Annotated in this window: 13 protein-coding genes and 1 pseudogene; 6 read left to right on the plus strand and 8 right to left on the minus strand. The window is 67.0% G+C overall.

Annotated elements, in window-relative coordinates; translation table 11 throughout:
• Positions 1 to 216 precede the first annotated feature (216 nt).
• Positions 217 to 1,743, minus strand: a complete 1,527-nt coding sequence (locus LTT66_RS32365) for a bifunctional aminoglycoside phosphotransferase/ATP-binding protein (protein ID WP_233062311.1) — start codon at positions 1,741 to 1,743, stop codon at positions 217 to 219.
• Positions 1,744 to 2,467: 724 nt separating this feature from the next.
• Here LTT66_RS32365 and LTT66_RS32370 point away from each other — a divergent pair.
• The 3 genes from LTT66_RS32370 to LTT66_RS32380 all read left to right on the plus strand — a co-directional run bounded on the left by LTT66_RS32370 (position 2,468) and on the right by LTT66_RS32380 (position 5,098).
• Positions 2,468 to 3,454, plus strand: a complete 987-nt coding sequence (locus tag LTT66_RS32370) for a 1-phosphofructokinase family hexose kinase (protein ID WP_233062312.1) — start codon at positions 2,468 to 2,470, stop codon at positions 3,452 to 3,454.
• 417 nt (positions 3,455 to 3,871) lie between these two features.
• On the plus strand, positions 3,872 to 4,759 hold the full coding sequence (locus tag LTT66_RS32375) for an IS5 family transposase (RefSeq protein ID WP_408638878.1): 888 nt from the start codon (positions 3,872 to 3,874) through the stop codon (positions 4,757 to 4,759).
• Between the two features lie 120 nt (positions 4,760 to 4,879).
• A complete protein-coding gene (locus tag LTT66_RS32380; protein WP_233062314.1) occupies positions 4,880 to 5,098 on the plus strand; it encodes a serine hydrolase in 219 nt (72 codons plus the stop codon).
• 21 nt (positions 5,099 to 5,119) lie between these two features.
• Here LTT66_RS32380 and LTT66_RS32385 read toward each other — a convergent pair whose 3' ends face one another.
• The gene (locus tag LTT66_RS32385) at positions 5,120 to 5,491 is read right to left on the minus strand and encodes a hypothetical protein (protein WP_233062315.1); all 372 of its coding nucleotides are present in this window, start codon (positions 5,489 to 5,491) and stop codon (positions 5,120 to 5,122) included.
• Positions 5,492 to 5,747: 256 nt separating this feature from the next.
• On the opposite strand from LTT66_RS32385, the gene LTT66_RS32390 reads away from it, so the two are divergent.
• Entirely contained in the window at positions 5,748 to 6,305 is a 558-nt protein-coding gene (locus LTT66_RS32390; protein ID WP_233062316.1) for a universal stress protein, read from the plus strand.
• 186 nt (positions 6,306 to 6,491) lie between these two features.
• Here the strand turns inward: LTT66_RS32390 and LTT66_RS32395 are convergent, their stop codons facing one another.
• From LTT66_RS32395 to LTT66_RS32410, 4 genes are all read right to left on the minus strand, one after another.
• A complete protein-coding gene (locus LTT66_RS32395) occupies positions 6,492 to 7,688 on the minus strand; it encodes an IS110 family RNA-guided transposase (RefSeq protein WP_233062317.1) in 1,197 nt (398 codons plus the stop codon).
• 264 nt (positions 7,689 to 7,952) lie between these two features.
• Entirely contained in the window at positions 7,953 to 8,399 is a 447-nt protein-coding gene (locus LTT66_RS32400; protein WP_233062318.1) for a CBS domain-containing protein, read from the minus strand.
• 158 nt (positions 8,400 to 8,557) lie between these two features.
• Positions 8,558 to 9,472 carry a universal stress protein gene (locus tag LTT66_RS32405; protein WP_233062319.1) on the minus strand — a complete coding sequence of 305 codons (915 nt, stop codon included), beginning with the start codon at positions 9,470 to 9,472 and terminating at the stop codon, positions 8,558 to 8,560.
• A gap of 372 nt (positions 9,473 to 9,844) precedes the next feature.
• On the minus strand, positions 9,845 to 10,765 hold the full coding sequence (locus tag LTT66_RS32410; RefSeq protein ID WP_233062320.1) for a universal stress protein: 921 nt from the start codon (positions 10,763 to 10,765) through the stop codon (positions 9,845 to 9,847).
• Positions 10,766 to 11,104: 339 nt separating this feature from the next.
• Between LTT66_RS32410 and LTT66_RS32415 the strand changes: the two genes are divergently transcribed.
• A complete protein-coding gene (locus LTT66_RS32415; RefSeq protein WP_233061796.1) occupies positions 11,105 to 12,070 on the plus strand; it encodes an acyl-ACP desaturase in 966 nt (321 codons plus the stop codon).
• Between the two features lie 294 nt (positions 12,071 to 12,364).
• A complete protein-coding gene (locus LTT66_RS32420; protein WP_233061799.1) occupies positions 12,365 to 13,030 on the plus strand; it encodes a fasciclin domain-containing protein in 666 nt (221 codons plus the stop codon).
• A 188-nt stretch (positions 13,031 to 13,218) separates the two neighbouring features.
• On the opposite strand, the pseudogene LTT66_RS32425 reads toward LTT66_RS32420, so the two are convergent.
• Together LTT66_RS32425 and LTT66_RS32430 are read right to left on the minus strand one after the other, a co-directional pair.
• Positions 13,219 to 13,638, minus strand: a pseudogene (locus LTT66_RS32425) (erythromycin esterase family protein); the annotation flags it as partial.
• Positions 13,635 to 14,816 carry a site-2 protease family protein gene (locus tag LTT66_RS32430; protein ID WP_233062321.1) on the minus strand — a complete coding sequence of 394 codons (1,182 nt, stop codon included), beginning with the start codon at positions 14,814 to 14,816 and terminating at the stop codon, positions 13,635 to 13,637. The pseudogene LTT66_RS32425 and the gene LTT66_RS32430, both read right to left, overlap by 4 nt.
• Positions 14,817 to 14,821: the final 5 nt, after the last annotated feature.

A 14,821-nucleotide genomic window follows, 5' to 3' on the forward strand; every position in this document is an offset into this window, starting at 1 on the left:
GCTGGGATCGCCGAAGATGCCACGAACGGTGACCACTTCCTCGGATACATCCATGGACCACTGCCGACGGCTGCCTGCGTAGTCCTCCGGCAGCGCTGACTGCTGACTCTGCGCCCGGGGTGATCGCTGCCACACTGTCGATGTCGGGCGGTGAAAGGCAGTGTGCTGGGCAGGGCGCCGCCGTCTGCCCATTCGATCAGCCGCCGTACGTGTTGCTCATCCACGCCTGACGGCGGCAGCGGCCGGGACAACCGCGCCGCGCCAGGCGTCCAGCGCCGTGCCGATCGAGCCTTCGATCGGCTGTGCGGTGTCGAGCACGATCGCCTCGGGCCATGGCGTCACCGTGGCCGCCAGAGCGGCCGCGATCGCGGGTGTGGCGTCGGAGTCACCCTGCGGCCTTGCGCTGATCCGTTCGGCCGCGAGGGGCTGGGGACAGACACACCGCAGCGGTACCAGATCGCTGCGAGTCTCGTCGGCTAAGGCGGCGGCTCGGGCGCGCTGGTCCGAGTCGGTCCAGCTGGCGTCGAGGATCACCGAGACTCCGCGCTCGAGCCGCTGCCGCGCCTGCTCCAACATCTGGGCATACACCAGTGCTTTCGCGGCGGACCGATAGGCACCGGCCCCGAAGACGCCTGCCGCACCGGCGATGGATCCCGTGGTGCGCAGCTCAGCGCGGACACTATCGCTGGAAATCACGACCGCGCCGGTGGCCGCCGCCAAACGGGCTGCCACCGTGGACTTTCCGGTGCCGGGCAGGCCGCCGACGAGCACGAGACGGACGGCGCCCTGTTCCAGGTGTTCGACGGCAAGGTCGAGATGCCGCTCGGCACGTCCGGCGGCTTCGACATCCCCTTGGTCGGCGCGTATATGGTCGGTCTTCGCCCGGACCATCGCCCGGTATGCGATGTAGTGGTGCCGAAGCGACGGCGGGGGTGAGTCGCCTGCCGCGCGCAGGTAGCAGTTCAAGAACGCATCGGATTGCTCGGGGTATCCCAAGAATTCGAGGTCCATCGCCAGGAAGGCGGCGTCATCGAGGCTGTCGACATAGCGGAGTTCATCGTCGAAGTCGAGGCAGTCCAGAATGCGGAAGCCGTCCGGTAGGACGAAGATATCCTCGGCGAGTAGATCGCCGTGACCGTCGACCATACGGCCGTCGGCGATGCGCTCCGTCAGCAGGCTGGTTCGGCCGTCGATGTAGCGCACGGCCATATATTCGGCGCGCGCGAGAATGCTGGGATCGCTCGGCGCGTGCGGATACTGCTGCAGGGGCCGCAATAGATTCTCCCATCGCCGACGCAATTGCGCGGGTGTCCCGGCGCGGTCGATGTCGGCGTCGCGCCGTCCGCCCGCATGGAACCGCGCCAAGGTCTCCGCGAGTGCTGACAGTTCGACGGCGTCGCGAGCCGGTTCCGCGAGCGTGGCGGACAATCGCGACGCCTCCGGCATCCGGCGCATCACGATGATCGGTTCGTCGGCGCCGCCTTCCGGGTCTGTCAGATGGGCCAGACCGAGATAGACGTCGGGTGCGAGACGCTGATTCAACTCCAGCTCTCTGGCGCACGCGCGCTCCCGGTTCTCCGGCGTGCCGAAATCGAGGAAGTCGGTGACGACCGGTTTCTTCGCCTTGTACGCGCGGTCCCCGCACAGCACCACCAGCCCGGTATGCGTCTCGCGTAGTTGTGCGAACGGTTCCTGTGCGTTGAACATAGCGGGCGCGGCGCGCAAAGCCGAGACATCGAGCATGACAACTCCCTCTCGAAGACTGGTTGATTTGCCGGACGATTGGTTCCATCGCGCCAGGCAGGACCTCCCGGCACGACCAGTCTCGCAGCAAGCACACCCGACGCTCTGGAGGACGAACTCCTCTCTATCGCGGTACGAATGTCATCGGCGCAATGACCTACAGCGTCGTCCCGCCCGCCTCCCTGCCGAGCGCCTATGTCGCGGTCCTGCGCGGCTACGCTCGCCCGAGCGGTTGCCGCGCCATATTTCGCCGTCGAGCAGGCCGACGGGGAGAAGATCCCCGCCCGCCGGGATCCTGTGGCCCTCGCCGCTACTGCTCGCCGAGACGGACGATGGTCCGGTGCGGTGATCACGGGACCGGCTCGGCGTGGTGTCGATCCGATAGCGCAACCGGCCGGTCTTGCCAGTAGCGACAAATAGCCGTCAGGCCCGGAACGGGTGTCGAGTGCAGGACCTAAGTCCCAGTACGTGAGGGGCGGCCGACTCTGCTCGGGCCAGCCGGCACTGGGCAGAGTAATCGGCATACAGGGATGCGCCGGGACGGAGGCGTCCAGTGGTTCACCACTCTTCGCGTGGACGGGGCAGCGGTCACCCTCCACAGGCGGCGGGCCAGGGTCCGGAGAACTCGATGCTCTGAAAGATCGGCTTCAGCGACACGACCCCGTGGACAAGCGCGCCGGACACCGACCGGGCTGGTGCGGAAGGACGGAGCGAGGAGGTTTCGGTGGGCCGGATCGTGACATTGACGATGAATCCCGCGATCGATCTCGCGACTCGGGTCGAGCGAGTCGTACCGACCGACAAGATGCGCTGCGCGACACCCCGCTTCGACCCGGGCGGTGGCGGGATCAACGTCGCGCGCACGGCCGCCGAGCTGGGCGTCGAGGTGACAGCGATCTTTCCCGTCGGTGGCCCGAGCGGTCGCCTGCTCGAGCAATTGGTGCGCGACGCCGGAGTGCCACCGCGGCCGGTGCAGGTGGCCGAATCGACCCGGGAAAGTCTCTCGGTCACCGAAACCACCAGCGGCGAGCAGTACCGATTCGTCTTTCCAGGCCCCCGGCTCACCGACCCGGAACAGCATCGCTGCCTGGCCGAGGTGGAGCGTGCGGTGCGCGGCGGAAACTATCTCGTCGCCAGCGGGACTCTGCCGCCGGGTGTGTCCTCGGACTTCTATCAGACCCTTACAGATCTCGCCGACGACCTCGGTGTGCGCGTGGTGCTCGATACTTCGGGCATCGCGTTGCGCGGTGTCCACCGTGGCGTCTATCTGATCAAGCCCAGCGTGCGGGAACTCGGCGACTACGTCGGACATCCGCTGGTCGACCGCACCGAACAGCTGTCGCAGGCTCGACGGCTGATCACCGCCGGGATGACCGAGGTCGTCCTGCTCTCCCTCGGCGCCGCCGGAGCGCTCGTGGTGACACGTGAATCGCACGAATGGTTCGCGTCGATCCCCGCGCGGGTGCGCAGCGGTATCGGTGCAGGCGACGCGATGGTCGGCGGCATCACGGTGGGGCTGACACGGGGATACGAACTCGCCGACGCGGTGCGTCTGGGTATCGCCGCCGCGACAGCAGCCCTGGCCACCACTGGGACCGGCCCGGGGCGCCGCGAGCACATCGCGGAGTTGTACCGAGAACTTCTGCGCGACGACGGCGCCGGTAGCGAATCCGATGACCTCTCACGACCGACGGCCCAGCGGCGGCGGTAACCACGCCACCAGCTCCCAGCCGCGGCACGTGGACGGGTCGAACTCGATACGGGGTCGGAGGGGTGTCAGCGCGGCCGCCATCCGACGGCTCTCCGAGAAAGTGTGGGACGTTCGACCTCCGCCTTCGAGTCGATGTCCTCCTCCAGTGCCCTCCGCGAAGCCGCACGCTGATTAGTGCCGCCGACGGCAGCGAGCGAATGGAGAAACCGTGCTGTTAAACGAGGACCGCCGACTAGCCACTGTTTTGAAAGTGGGTTGTTGACGGCGTCGCTGCGCGGCGGCCTCAACAGCCTGGTTGTGATCGAGATCCCTTGCTCGCGTTGGCATGTCGGTGGGCAGATGAGAGGAGGTCTCCGGTAGATGGGTTAGCGACCAAGCAAAACCTTGAATACCGGAGACCTCGTGCCCAGCGTAGCGGTGACGAGGCGCGCGGATCTGACCGACGCCGAATGGGCGCGGCTGGCACCGCTGTTGCCTCGCGGGAAGAAGGCGGGACGACCGTCGAAGTGGACGAAACGGCAGCTTATCGACGGGATCCGATGGCGGGTCCGGGTCGGTTCTCCGTGGCGGGACGTGCCCGCGCATTATGCGCCGTGGCAGACGGTCTACGGGTTGTTCCGCCGCTGGCAGCGCACCGGTATTTGGGCGTTGATCCTGAAGATGCTGCAAGCGGCCGCCGACGCGGCCGGGGCGATCGTGTGGGACGTCAGCGTGGACTCCACCATCACCCGCGCGCACCGGCACGCTGCTGGTGCGCGCCGCCACGGCGCAGCTCAGGTCGAGCCACCCGGTGGGGTCGACACCGAACCCGGCGACCACGCGCTGGGCCGGTCTCGCGGTGGCTGGACCACGAAAACCCACCTGGCTACAGAGCAGGGCCGCAAAGTGCTGTCGATCGTACTCACCGCTGGCCAGCGGGGAGACAGCCCGCAGTTCACCGCGGTACTCGACGGCATCACCGTGCCACGGTTGGGTGCCGGGCGGCCGCGGACCCGCCCGGACCGGGTACGCGCCGACAAGGCCTACAGCTCTGCCGCCAACCGCGCCCACCTGCGTAAACGGGGTATCAAAGCGACGATCCCGATCAAGAAGGACCAGACCGCCAACCGGAAGAAGAAGGGCTCGGCCGGGGGCCGTCCGCATGCGTTCGACGCTGAGGAATACAAGCTCCGCCACGCCGTGGAGTGCGGTATCGGTCAATTGAAGGAACACCGCGCCGTGGCAACCAGATTCGACAAACTCGCCGTCCGCTACCAGGCCACCATCCGCATCGCTGCCATCAACCAATGGCTCCGACACGGGTGAGGGCGGGCAACTGCCCGCCCTCACCCACTTTCAAAACAGTGGCTAGCGGACCGGATCGGACGCGTATTCAATCGGCGGGCAGTGGTGGGTGCCGCGGTCGCCGTCGTACGTGACGGGCGAATGGAGTTCGCTGGGCACGGGATGGCCGACATCGCCGCGAACCGCCCGGTCACCCAGGACGCGATCTTCCGGATCGCGTCTATCACCAAGACGTTCACCGCGATCGCGGTGACCCTCGGCCAGATCGTCGCCGACGTCACCGGCGTCCCATTCGCCGACTATCTGCGCGAGCGGCTCTTCTTGCCGCTGGGCATGCCCGACACGCGCGGGGTCGGATGAAGCACGGGGGTATGGATGAGTTCAATCCGGCTTGCGGTCGGACTCGGCTATGTCGAGGATCTCGCTGAGCGGGCGGCGTGAAGTCGCCGGAGCGTTCGGCTCCGATTCGGGCGCGATACCGACGCGGATCAAGACCTGAGGGAGGCCGGAGTGTGCGGTCAATTCGCGGACCACGGCACGGCTGCTCGGCACCTCGGTCAGGTGAGTCAACGGACAGGTCGCGAACCCGGCGAGTGTGCATTCCAGTAACACCGTGGACAGCACCTCACCGCAGCGCACCAGGTCCTCGGGTGTGTCGCGGTCGGTGGACAGCACGCTGTTGTGCAGCGACGGCGCCCGGCCGGCGAGCAGGACGGCCTTCTCGATGGTTTCTCCGGACGGTAGCTGGTTCATACCGTCACGGTAGGGATCGAGAGGCGATGTCCGGATGAGTCGTAGGTCCCCAATCGCACCGCAGCTGGTCCTCTGTACGACTGCCGCGCGACCTCGGCCCTGGACGGCCGCCATCGGTCCGTTCAGGCTGGAGAGATGGGACATGGTGGCACCGCTCGACCGGTGATCGATGCGCGCAGGCACGACGCGGTGATCTTCGATATGGACGGCGCGGTGACCGATACCTCCGAGCGGGTACTCGCAGGCCTACGCGGTCGTGATCGGTGCGACCGGCGACGCCGGGACATTCACCCACCTCGGTTCCACGCTGCTGGCCGTGACTGCCCATGCGGAGGGAACAGTGGTCGTCGTGCGCACCGATCCCGACGCCGACGGCGCGGTTCGCACGTCGGGCCCGGTAGTGGTGGGTGGGGACGGCAGCCCGGTCACCGACACGGCGATCGTGGCTGCCTTCACCGAAGCGGCCGAACGCGGTGTCGAACTCGTCGCCGTTCATGTCTGGAGCGATTGGGACTCCGGCCGGTTCGCCGGTCACCACAACGTGGTCGAGGCCGAATTCGACAATGTCAAGCGGGCGATTCTCGCCGAGCGCATCGCGGGCTGGCAGGAGAAGTTCCCGGGGGTTCGCGTCACCCGCAAGATCGAGGTGTCCGCGCCCGCTCCCCACCTGCTGGATTGGTCGAAGGTCGCGCAGTTGATCGTGGTCGGTAGCCGCGGCCGTGGTGGTTTCACCGGCCTACTGCTCGGCTCTACCGCCAACACGCTGGTGCAGCACGCTTCCTGCCCGGTCATGGTGGTTCACCCCGCACGCTGACCCAGACCGAGGCAGCGGTCGGCGTCACCGATGCGCGCGGTGGCTCGTGGTCGCCACCGCGTCGACGAGATCGAACGACCGAAGTGGCAACGCGGGCCCCGGGCATACCGCTCAGCAGCGCGCGGGCCCCATCGCCGATTCTCAATGACGATGTCAACTCTTCAAGATCATGTGGGCACTGGGATGTCACGCGGCGGTAGCGGCCGGAGTGGGTGGCACTGCCGTGTAGCAGCGGTTGTCTCGCAGCATCGCCCACAAGACGTTGACTCGTCGGCGTGCGAGAGCGAGGACGGCCTGGTTGTGTCGCTTACCCTCGGACCTCTTGCGGTCGTAGAAGTTCCGCGACGGCTCATGGCGCTGGACGCTGATCAGCGCGGATGTGTAGAAGACATGTTGCAGGCCGCGATGGTATCGGCGTGGACGGTGCAGGTTGCCTGCGATGCGGCCGGAGTCTCGCGGCACCGGTGCGACGCCGCCGTAGCCGGCCATGTGGTCGCAGGAGGCGAAGGCGTTCATGTCGCCGCCGGTCGCGGCCAGGAATTCGGCTCCGAGCACGGGCCCGATGCCGGGCATGCTCAGCAGGACCTCGGCGCTACGGTGGCGGTGAAATCGGCCCTCGATGAGCTTGCCGACGTGTTTGAGCTGCTCATCGAGGGCGATCACCCCCTTCGCCATCTCGGCGATCAGCTCGGCGGCCAGCCGTTGGCCGGGAAGGGTGGTGTGCTGGCTCGAGGCAGCGGTGACAGCCTTCATCGCCAGTGCGGCGGCACCTTTGACTTTCTGCGAGCGCAGCCATGCTTCGACCTCGCCGACACCGGCTTGGCGCAGCGTCTCGGGGATCTGGTAGCCGGTGAGCAGCACCAGCGGTCCTTGGTTGGTCAGATCGAGCACTCGCTCGAGTGCGGGGCTGAGGCTGAGCAACTGCTGGTGCAGCCGGTTGACCAGCCGTGTGCGGTCACCGGCGAGGTCACGGCGGCGGGCGATGAGCATCCGCAGTTCCACGATGAGTTCGTCATCGATGCGCATCGGTGCCAGATCGCGGCGGATGCGGACCTGGTCGGCGATGATGGCAGCGTCTTTTGCGTCGGTTTTCCCCGCGCCGCGGTAGCCATCGGCGGCCCGGTTGACCTGGGCGCCAGTGATATAGAAAACCGTCTGGTCGTGGGCTGTGAGCAGGGCCAGCAGCAGTGCCGATTCGCCTGTGACGATATCAACGGCCCAGTCCACCCGGTCGGCCAGGCCAGCCACCTGGCCGACCAGCTCCAGCAAAGCCTGTTCGTCGTTGCGGACTCGCCGCGACAGCAGCCGGTTGCCGTCGGTATCGATCACCACCGCGTGATGGTGTTGCTTGCCGATGTCGACTCCGGCCCACACACGTTCCAACGTCGTCTCCCTCGTTCACCGAAACTATTGCACCGCAGACGACCTCGCTGTCCTATCCCTACTGAGCGACTGGTTCGCAATTCTCAATCAGCAGCCGGGTCGTCGCGGGGTGCCGGGCGGCCAATCGGCGCAAGCCACATCCACTGCAGATGCCTGAGAGCCATACCCGGCACCCCTCGGCAACCAGGACCCTACGACTGGCCCGAGTCACCCACGAAAGAAGGTAGGGATGCCTGATCTGTGGCGCAGCGAGGTGACGGATTCTCACACGTCCTCGGTGGTGGGCAGATTGGCGGCGCAGACCGCTTCTACGAATTCGCCGACGGTGTTCTCGGTCAGATGGCGGGCCAGATCGGCTTCGGTGATGATGCCGGCCAGCACGCCGTTGTCGGTGACCGGAAGCCGCCGGATCCGGTTCTGCCGCATGAGCGTCAGCGCGTCGTCCACCTCGGTGTCGATCTCGACGGTGTGCAGCCGTTCGGCGCCCTGTGCCAATTCTCCGGCGGTAGTGGTCTTCGGATTCGCGCCGACACCGACGACCTGCACGACGATATCGCGATCGGTGACAATGCCGACGGGATGACCTTCGCCGTCGCAGATCGGCAGCGCGCCGATATCGAGTTGGCGCATCCGCTGGGCGGCTGCTTCCATGGTCTCTCGAACACTGATGTGTTGTACGTCGGGCCGCATGATGGTCTGCACGGTTGCCATGAGGCGACTCCTTCTACTCCGGGCGGCGTGCTCGCTACTTCGATCATCATTCGACGGCGGCGAAGGTATCGACAGGGCAGAAGGTCATCTGACGCCGGCGCCACCGCGGCGGCGGTCGGAGCGGTCGTCGCCGCGACGGCCTGCGACAGCGGACGCGTTCACTTCGGATGTACGACCATGACGGGGCACTCGGCGTGCTGTACGAGCCAATTGCTGGTGGAACCGAGTAGGAGGCTCCGGAATCCGCCCCGGCCGCGGCTGCCCACGACGACGAGTTGCGCGTGCTGCGACCAATCGCCCAGATGGTCACGAGGCCCGGACAGATAGACCTTGCGGATCACGGTGACCTCCGGGTACTTCTCCTGCCAGCCCGCGAGTCGCTCGGCCAGCAGTGCCCGCTCACCGATCTCCAGGTTCTCCAGCGGGATCTCGAGGTATCGGGTTCCGGCGAATTCACCGGCGGAGAGGTCGCTCCAAGCGTGGACGGTGACCAGATCGACGTCACGTGCTGCCGCTTCGGCGAACGCGGCGGCTATCGCCGCTTCCCCCACTTCGCTGCCGTCGGCGCCTACCACAACCGGTGCGCGGTCGCCGGTCAGCTGCCGGTCGCCGCGCACCACCACGACGGCGCCGTCGGCGTGGGCGGTTACCGCGAGCAAGGTCGAACCCAGATGAGCGATCGTGCCCGTGCCCGGTGTGGCACCGAGGACCACGAGATGCGCGTGCGCCGACAGTGTGATGAGCAGCGCGGCGGCGTTCTCTTCACCGAGCTTCGTAGCCACAGGCAGATCGGGGGCGACGCCATGCGCCAGCGCGCGGGCTTCGGTGAGGATTTTCGATCCGCGTGCGCGCATCGTCTCGCTGACCGCGGGCACCATCACGTCGTAAACGCCGAGCGTGGCGCGAGCCGCGGGAAGGTTCATGCCGTGCACGATCAGCAGGCGGCGCCCGCGATCTGATGCCGTCCGGGCCGCCCAGCGGACAGCCGCCGAGGCGTGCTCGCTGCCGTCGGTGCCGACCACTACCGCAGCGGACGCGAACTCGTGCGGATTGTCCTCGTGCTGATCAACCATGTCGGTGCCCTTCGGTATACGGATGCGTCATCTGTACGGTAGGGATCGACACCTGCGGCGACTGCTGGCCTTGGTCCTCGACCGGAGGGCCGATAGGCAGTTGAGGTCGATACGCCGATTCGTCTGTTCGGTGTCCAAGCGCATCCGTGGCCGCGTCGGCTGCTCGGACGTCACCATGCACGAGTTCGAATCGCCGCGAGGGCAGCAAGTCTACGCTTGCAGGCCAATGCCTTTCATGCTCGGCATACACGAGGCACTGTCGGAGAACGGCGTGGGAGCGGAGGGCGTCCACTACGACGTATCCGGGTCCAGATGGGGACGGCTGACCGCATGAGCGAGCGGCTCTGGGATGGCGGACCGCTGGCGTGGAGTTCACGCCGCGTGCGCGACGAGGACCGGGCAATGCGCGTGCTGGACGAGGAAATTGCTGGTCGAGCCGAGCAGTAGGCCGGTGAAACCACCGCGGCCGCGGCTGCCGACCACGATCAACTGCGCGGTCTTCGACCAATATTCCAGGCGTTGGGTCGCTCCGGTCAAGTACACCTTGCGGGTCACGCGGACGTCGGGATATTTCTCCTGCCACCCGGCTAGACGTTCGGCGAGAATGGCGTCTTCCGCGGTCTCCAAGGCGGAGCCCATGAAACCGGTGTCGGCCTCGCCCGCGAATTCCTCGAAGTGCAAGTCGCTCCACGAATGGGCGGCCACCAACTCGGCGCCGCGCTCTGATGCTTCGGTGAACGCGGCGGCGATAGCGGCCTCGCTGACCGGGCTGCCGTCGACGCCGACCACCACCGGACCGTGCTTGCTGACGTCCGGTTCCGCGCCGGTGTCGCGGACCACGACGATGGAGCCGCGGCCGTGGCTGGTGACCGTGAGCAGCGTGGAGCCGAGATGGGCGAAGACGCCGGCGTTGCCGGTGGCGCCCAGCGCGACGAGATGCGCGGATTTCGAGAGGTGGATCAGCAGCCTGGACGGACTCGCCTCGGAGACTTCGGTGGTGATCTGCAGGCTCGGCGCGACCTCACGGGCCAGCCGGTGTGCGCTGGCGGCGATTCCCGTGCCGCGCGTTCGCACGGCTTCGATGATCGATGGGGGCATGGCCAGGTGGCTGCCCGTCATGGAGCGCAGGCCTGCGATATCGAGCCCGTGGGCGATGAGCAAAGTGCGGCCTCGCCGTGCCGCTGTCTCGGCGGCCCAGCGGACGGCTCGCTCGCTGCCCTCGGAACCGTCGGCGCCGACGACCACCGGCGCCGACGCCAGCAGATGAGGGTTCTCGCGGTATGGCATGTCCATGTCTGTCGCCCTCCGGATTCGGAAATCAGCTGTTGTTCGTAGCGTAGGAATTCGCGAGTCGATGGACTGCTGTCGTTGGTCCTGGTCTCGTAGGCCGAAGGGCCGCAATGCCGCCGCGCCGGATCGCCCGGACGACACCGGGTATCTGCCGTTCGGACCACCGCGGCTGTCCGTCGATGGAACCGGGAACAGTGACACGGGACGGCCGAATTCATCGGATGAACGGGTATTCGGTCCCGCCTCCCCGGGGCCTTCGGCCCTGTGCGCCACCCGAGGCCGGTGGTGGTGTGTATGCCGACCTGTTCGAAGGATTGCGAAAAAGAGAGGCAGGCTACAGCATTGGCGCGTGACCTGACGCAGCGAGAGATTCTGGCCGAACTGGAGCCGATCGCCGAGGACTGCGTGCACCGGCACCTGTCGATGGCCAAGGACTGGCATCCCCACGACTACGTGCCCTGGGACGAGGGGCGAAACTTCGCCATGCTCGGTGGTGTGGACTGGTCTCCCGAGCAGTCCACTCTCAGCGAGGTGGCGAAAGCCGCGATGATCACCAATCTGCTGACCGAGGACAATCTGCCTTCCTATCATCGCGAGATCTCCGAGAACTTCTCCCGTGACGGTGCATGGGGTACCTGGGTCGGCCGCTGGACAGCCGAGGAGATGCGGCACAGCACGGTGATCCGCGATTATCTGGTGGTCACCCGCGGCGTGGACCCGGTTGCCCTCGAGAAGGCCCGGATGGTCCACATGACCAACGGATTCTCCTCCGGCGCGAACGAAACCGATGTCGCGAGTGGCGCCGGTTTCCTGCACTCGGTCGCCTACGTCAGCTTCCAGGAACTCGCCACGCGGGTCACCCACCGCAACACCGGCCGGGTATGCGACGACCCGATCGCCGACCGGATGCTGCAGCGCATCGCCGCCGACGAAAACCTGCACATGATCTTCTACCGCACCATCTGCGCCGCCGCCCTGGATTTGGTGCCCGATCAGGCGATGGAGGCGATAGACACCATCGTGGAGAACTTCCGGATGCCGGGCGCTGGCATGCCCGACTTCCGCCGCAACGGCGTGCTGATGGCCAAGCACGGCGTCTACGACCTGCGCCAGCACTTGGAGGAAGTACTGCTTCCGGTGGTCAGGCAGTGGAACATCATGGACCGCAACGACTTCGGAGCACGCGGCGAGCAAGCACGCGAGAGACTCGCCGCATTCATCGACGACCTGCAACAGGTGCGAATCCCACGCTTCGAACAACAGCGCGCCCGCGCCCTGGAGCGCGAACGCGCCCGCGCAGCACGATAGCGCCCGCGACCTGGACCGCCGTCGGCGTCATTGCGGCCATGGCCGCTGACACCGACGACTGATTCGAACGTGGCCGCGCTAACTCACAGCGAATTTTCAGCATAAATCGACGCATAAACGATGCATTCGAGGCAGTTCGGTGCAAGACTTCGTGGAGTGAGCATCCGCTCGTGCGGACCACCCGCACAGCGCGCGTGAACGTGGCGGTGGCCGTTCTGGGCCCCGCAGCGGTTAGGTACTCGCGCGTGATGACAACTACGACCGCTGAGGTCAACCTGAAGGAAGCGACCCAAGATGCGAAACGCGAAACGATCACTTCTGCTGGCTACGGCCCTCACCGCCACTGTCCTAGGGGCGTCGGCCTGCACGGATGACAACGACACATCCTCCGCGACCTCGACAACCAGTCCGGCCGTCACGACGTCGACGGCGACGACATCGCCCCCCTCGACGGGAACGCCCGCGTCGGCTCCTGTCGGCCCGGGCTGCGCCGCATACGCCGAGCAGGTGCCGACCGGGCCGGGTTCGGTGACCGGCATGGCGACCGAACCCGTGTCGGTCGCCGCGTCGAACAACCCGATGCTCACCACGCTCGTCGCTGCGGTGTCCGGTCAGCTCAATCCGCAGGTGAACCTGGTCGGCACCCTCGACGGCGGACAATCCACCGTGTTCGCACCGGTCGACGCGGCCTTCGCCAAGGTCGATCCCGCGACGATCGAAACGCTGAAGACCGATTCGGCCGCGCTCACCAAACTCCTGACGTATCACGTGGTGCCAGGCCGAGTGGGGCCGGGCGAGATCGCGGGCGACCACAAGACCGTCGAAGGTTCCACGGTCACTGTGACCGGCAGCGGCGACAATCTCAAAGTGGCTGATGCCGGCGTGATCTGCGGCGGACTCCAGACCGCGAATGCCACCGTGTACTTGATCGACACGGTGTTGACGCCCCCCGCGGCATGATGCGGCCGACCTCGGGCGGATCGGGGCGGTGATCAGCCGCTCACTCCGCCCGGGTCCGCGGCCTCTTTCCGGGTCCCGCGTCGCAAAGTCGCGCGGCCGCGAAGCTGTTGCAGCCGACCCCTTACCCGGACCGGCATCCCTGCGGTTATCGGCCACGTTCGAAGTCTCGAGCAGTTGGCACACCCAGACGTCGCACCGGTAATGTCGCCGGACACCATCCGGCGGCGCTGTAGCGGAGCGGGTTCGCGCCGACCGCCCGTTTCGCGTGCCTCGGCATGGGCGACACCGCGCACCTGTTCGGCGGTAAGACCCAACCCCCGGACCACGTCGTCGTTCACCACCATCCGGCCGCCGGTGGCCAGTGCGCCGAGTGCGAACTCCGGATTCCGGGGAGCGCCGAGCTTGCGCACGATGAGTGTGTCCAGCGGTGCGCCGAGCGCGGCGGTGATTTTTCAGACGACGGGCGCACCGCCGCGGGCGAGGCCGAGCACGATCGCGTCCGGATCGCCTCGATAGTGTTCGAGCAGCCCGGCCAGCACTCGACCGGCCTCGCGACGTTCGCGGAAGATCGGCTGCGGTTCGTCCCGGAAGACCGGTGCGGATGTCATGGCGTCCTTTCTTCGTAGATGGCCGACGCGAGACGCGGGCGCTCACCGATTCGCAGCGGCAAGCCGAGGACGGAGCGATCACAGGCGAGGACCAGATCGCTCGCGGTGATCAACCCCGTGAGCCTGCCATCGGCGCCGATGACGGCGACGGCGTCCAAGTTGGGCCGCAGCACCGCCCGAGACGCGACATCGGCGAGCGGCTCGTCTTCCCGAGCGATCGCACCGGTGGGTAGCGCGCGGGCAGCGCGTCCGACCGTGGTGGTAGCGCGCGCGGGCTCGGCGACCGCGGCCAGATCGGACCAGGCCACGACAGCGGTCGGATGACCGGCGTCATCGACGACCGGGAAGACCCGATGGCCGGTGGCCACCGCATTCGAGTGCAGCAGCTCGGTGATCGACCATGCTGCCGGAATCGCCATCGGACGGGCCGTCATCACGTCCCGGACCTTGCTGTCGCCCAGCCGATGTCGCAGTCCGGCGACAGTGAGTTCGGCGAATGCCGCAGACTGCAGGAACCAGCCGAGCAACATCAGCCACACACCGCCGAGATGTCCGAACAGGATCAACTCGGCCAGACCGAGCATGAGCAGGAAGGTGCCGAGGACCTGTCCGCTGCGCGCGGCCCAGGTCGCCGCCCGCAACCGGTCGCCGGTGCGCCACCAGATCGCAGCGCGCAACACGCGGCCACCATCGAGAGGGGCGCCGGGGAGCAGGTTGAACAACCCCAGCACCGCATTCATGACAGCCAGCCATACCAGGACAGCGGTTATCGGCCCGTCCGGGTCCGCCGCCGCAGTGGCAGCGGCCCCGGCGAAAGCGACGAGCGCGATCGCGAGGCTGGTGACCGGTCCGGCCAATGCGATGCGCAGATCGGCCCGCGCGTCCCGCGGCTCATCGGCCAATTCGGAAACACCACCGAGCAGCCACAGAACAATCCGTTCGACCCGAATCCCGTTGCGTCGCGCGATGATCGAATGCGCGAGCTCATGTGCTAGTAGCGCCGCACACAGCATGACGGCGCCGGTGACCGCTGCCGCCCACACTGCGGCCGTCGTGGCCGTGCCGGTCAGGTAAGAGCCCAGGATCCAGGTGAACAGTCCGACCGTTACCAGCGCCGACCAGTGCGCGTCGAGGCGGATCCCGGAGATCCGGCCGAGCGGAAATGTTCGACGCATCATGCCAT

This window comes from Nocardia gipuzkoensis (assembly GCF_021183645.1).
GTDB lineage: Bacteria > Actinomycetota > Actinomycetes > Mycobacteriales > Mycobacteriaceae > Nocardia > Nocardia abscessus.

Coding starts and splice junctions, on each gene's coding strand:
- LTT66_RS32400 (WP_233062318.1), bottom strand. CDS start 8,399: ATGGCAACCGTGCAGACCATCATGCGGCCCGACGTACAACACATCAGT.
- LTT66_RS32365 (WP_233062311.1), bottom strand. CDS start 1,743: ATGCTCGATGTCTCGGCTTTGCGCGCCGCGCCCGCTATGTTCAACGCA.
- LTT66_RS32410 (WP_233062320.1), bottom strand. CDS start 10,765: ATGGACATGCCATACCGCGAGAACCCTCATCTGCTGGCGTCGGCGCCG.
- LTT66_RS32380 (WP_233062314.1), top strand. CDS start 4,880: ATGGAGTTCGCTGGGCACGGGATGGCCGACATCGCCGCGAACCGCCCG.
- LTT66_RS32420 (WP_233061799.1), top strand. CDS start 12,365: ATGCGAAACGCGAAACGATCACTTCTGCTGGCTACGGCCCTCACCGCC.
- LTT66_RS32405 (WP_233062319.1), bottom strand. CDS start 9,472: ATGGTTGATCAGCACGAGGACAATCCGCACGAGTTCGCGTCCGCTGCG.
- LTT66_RS32385 (WP_233062315.1), bottom strand. CDS start 5,491: ATGAACCAGCTACCGTCCGGAGAAACCATCGAGAAGGCCGTCCTGCTC.
- LTT66_RS32430 (WP_233062321.1), bottom strand. CDS start 14,816: ATGATGCGTCGAACATTTCCGCTCGGCCGGATCTCCGGGATCCGCCTC.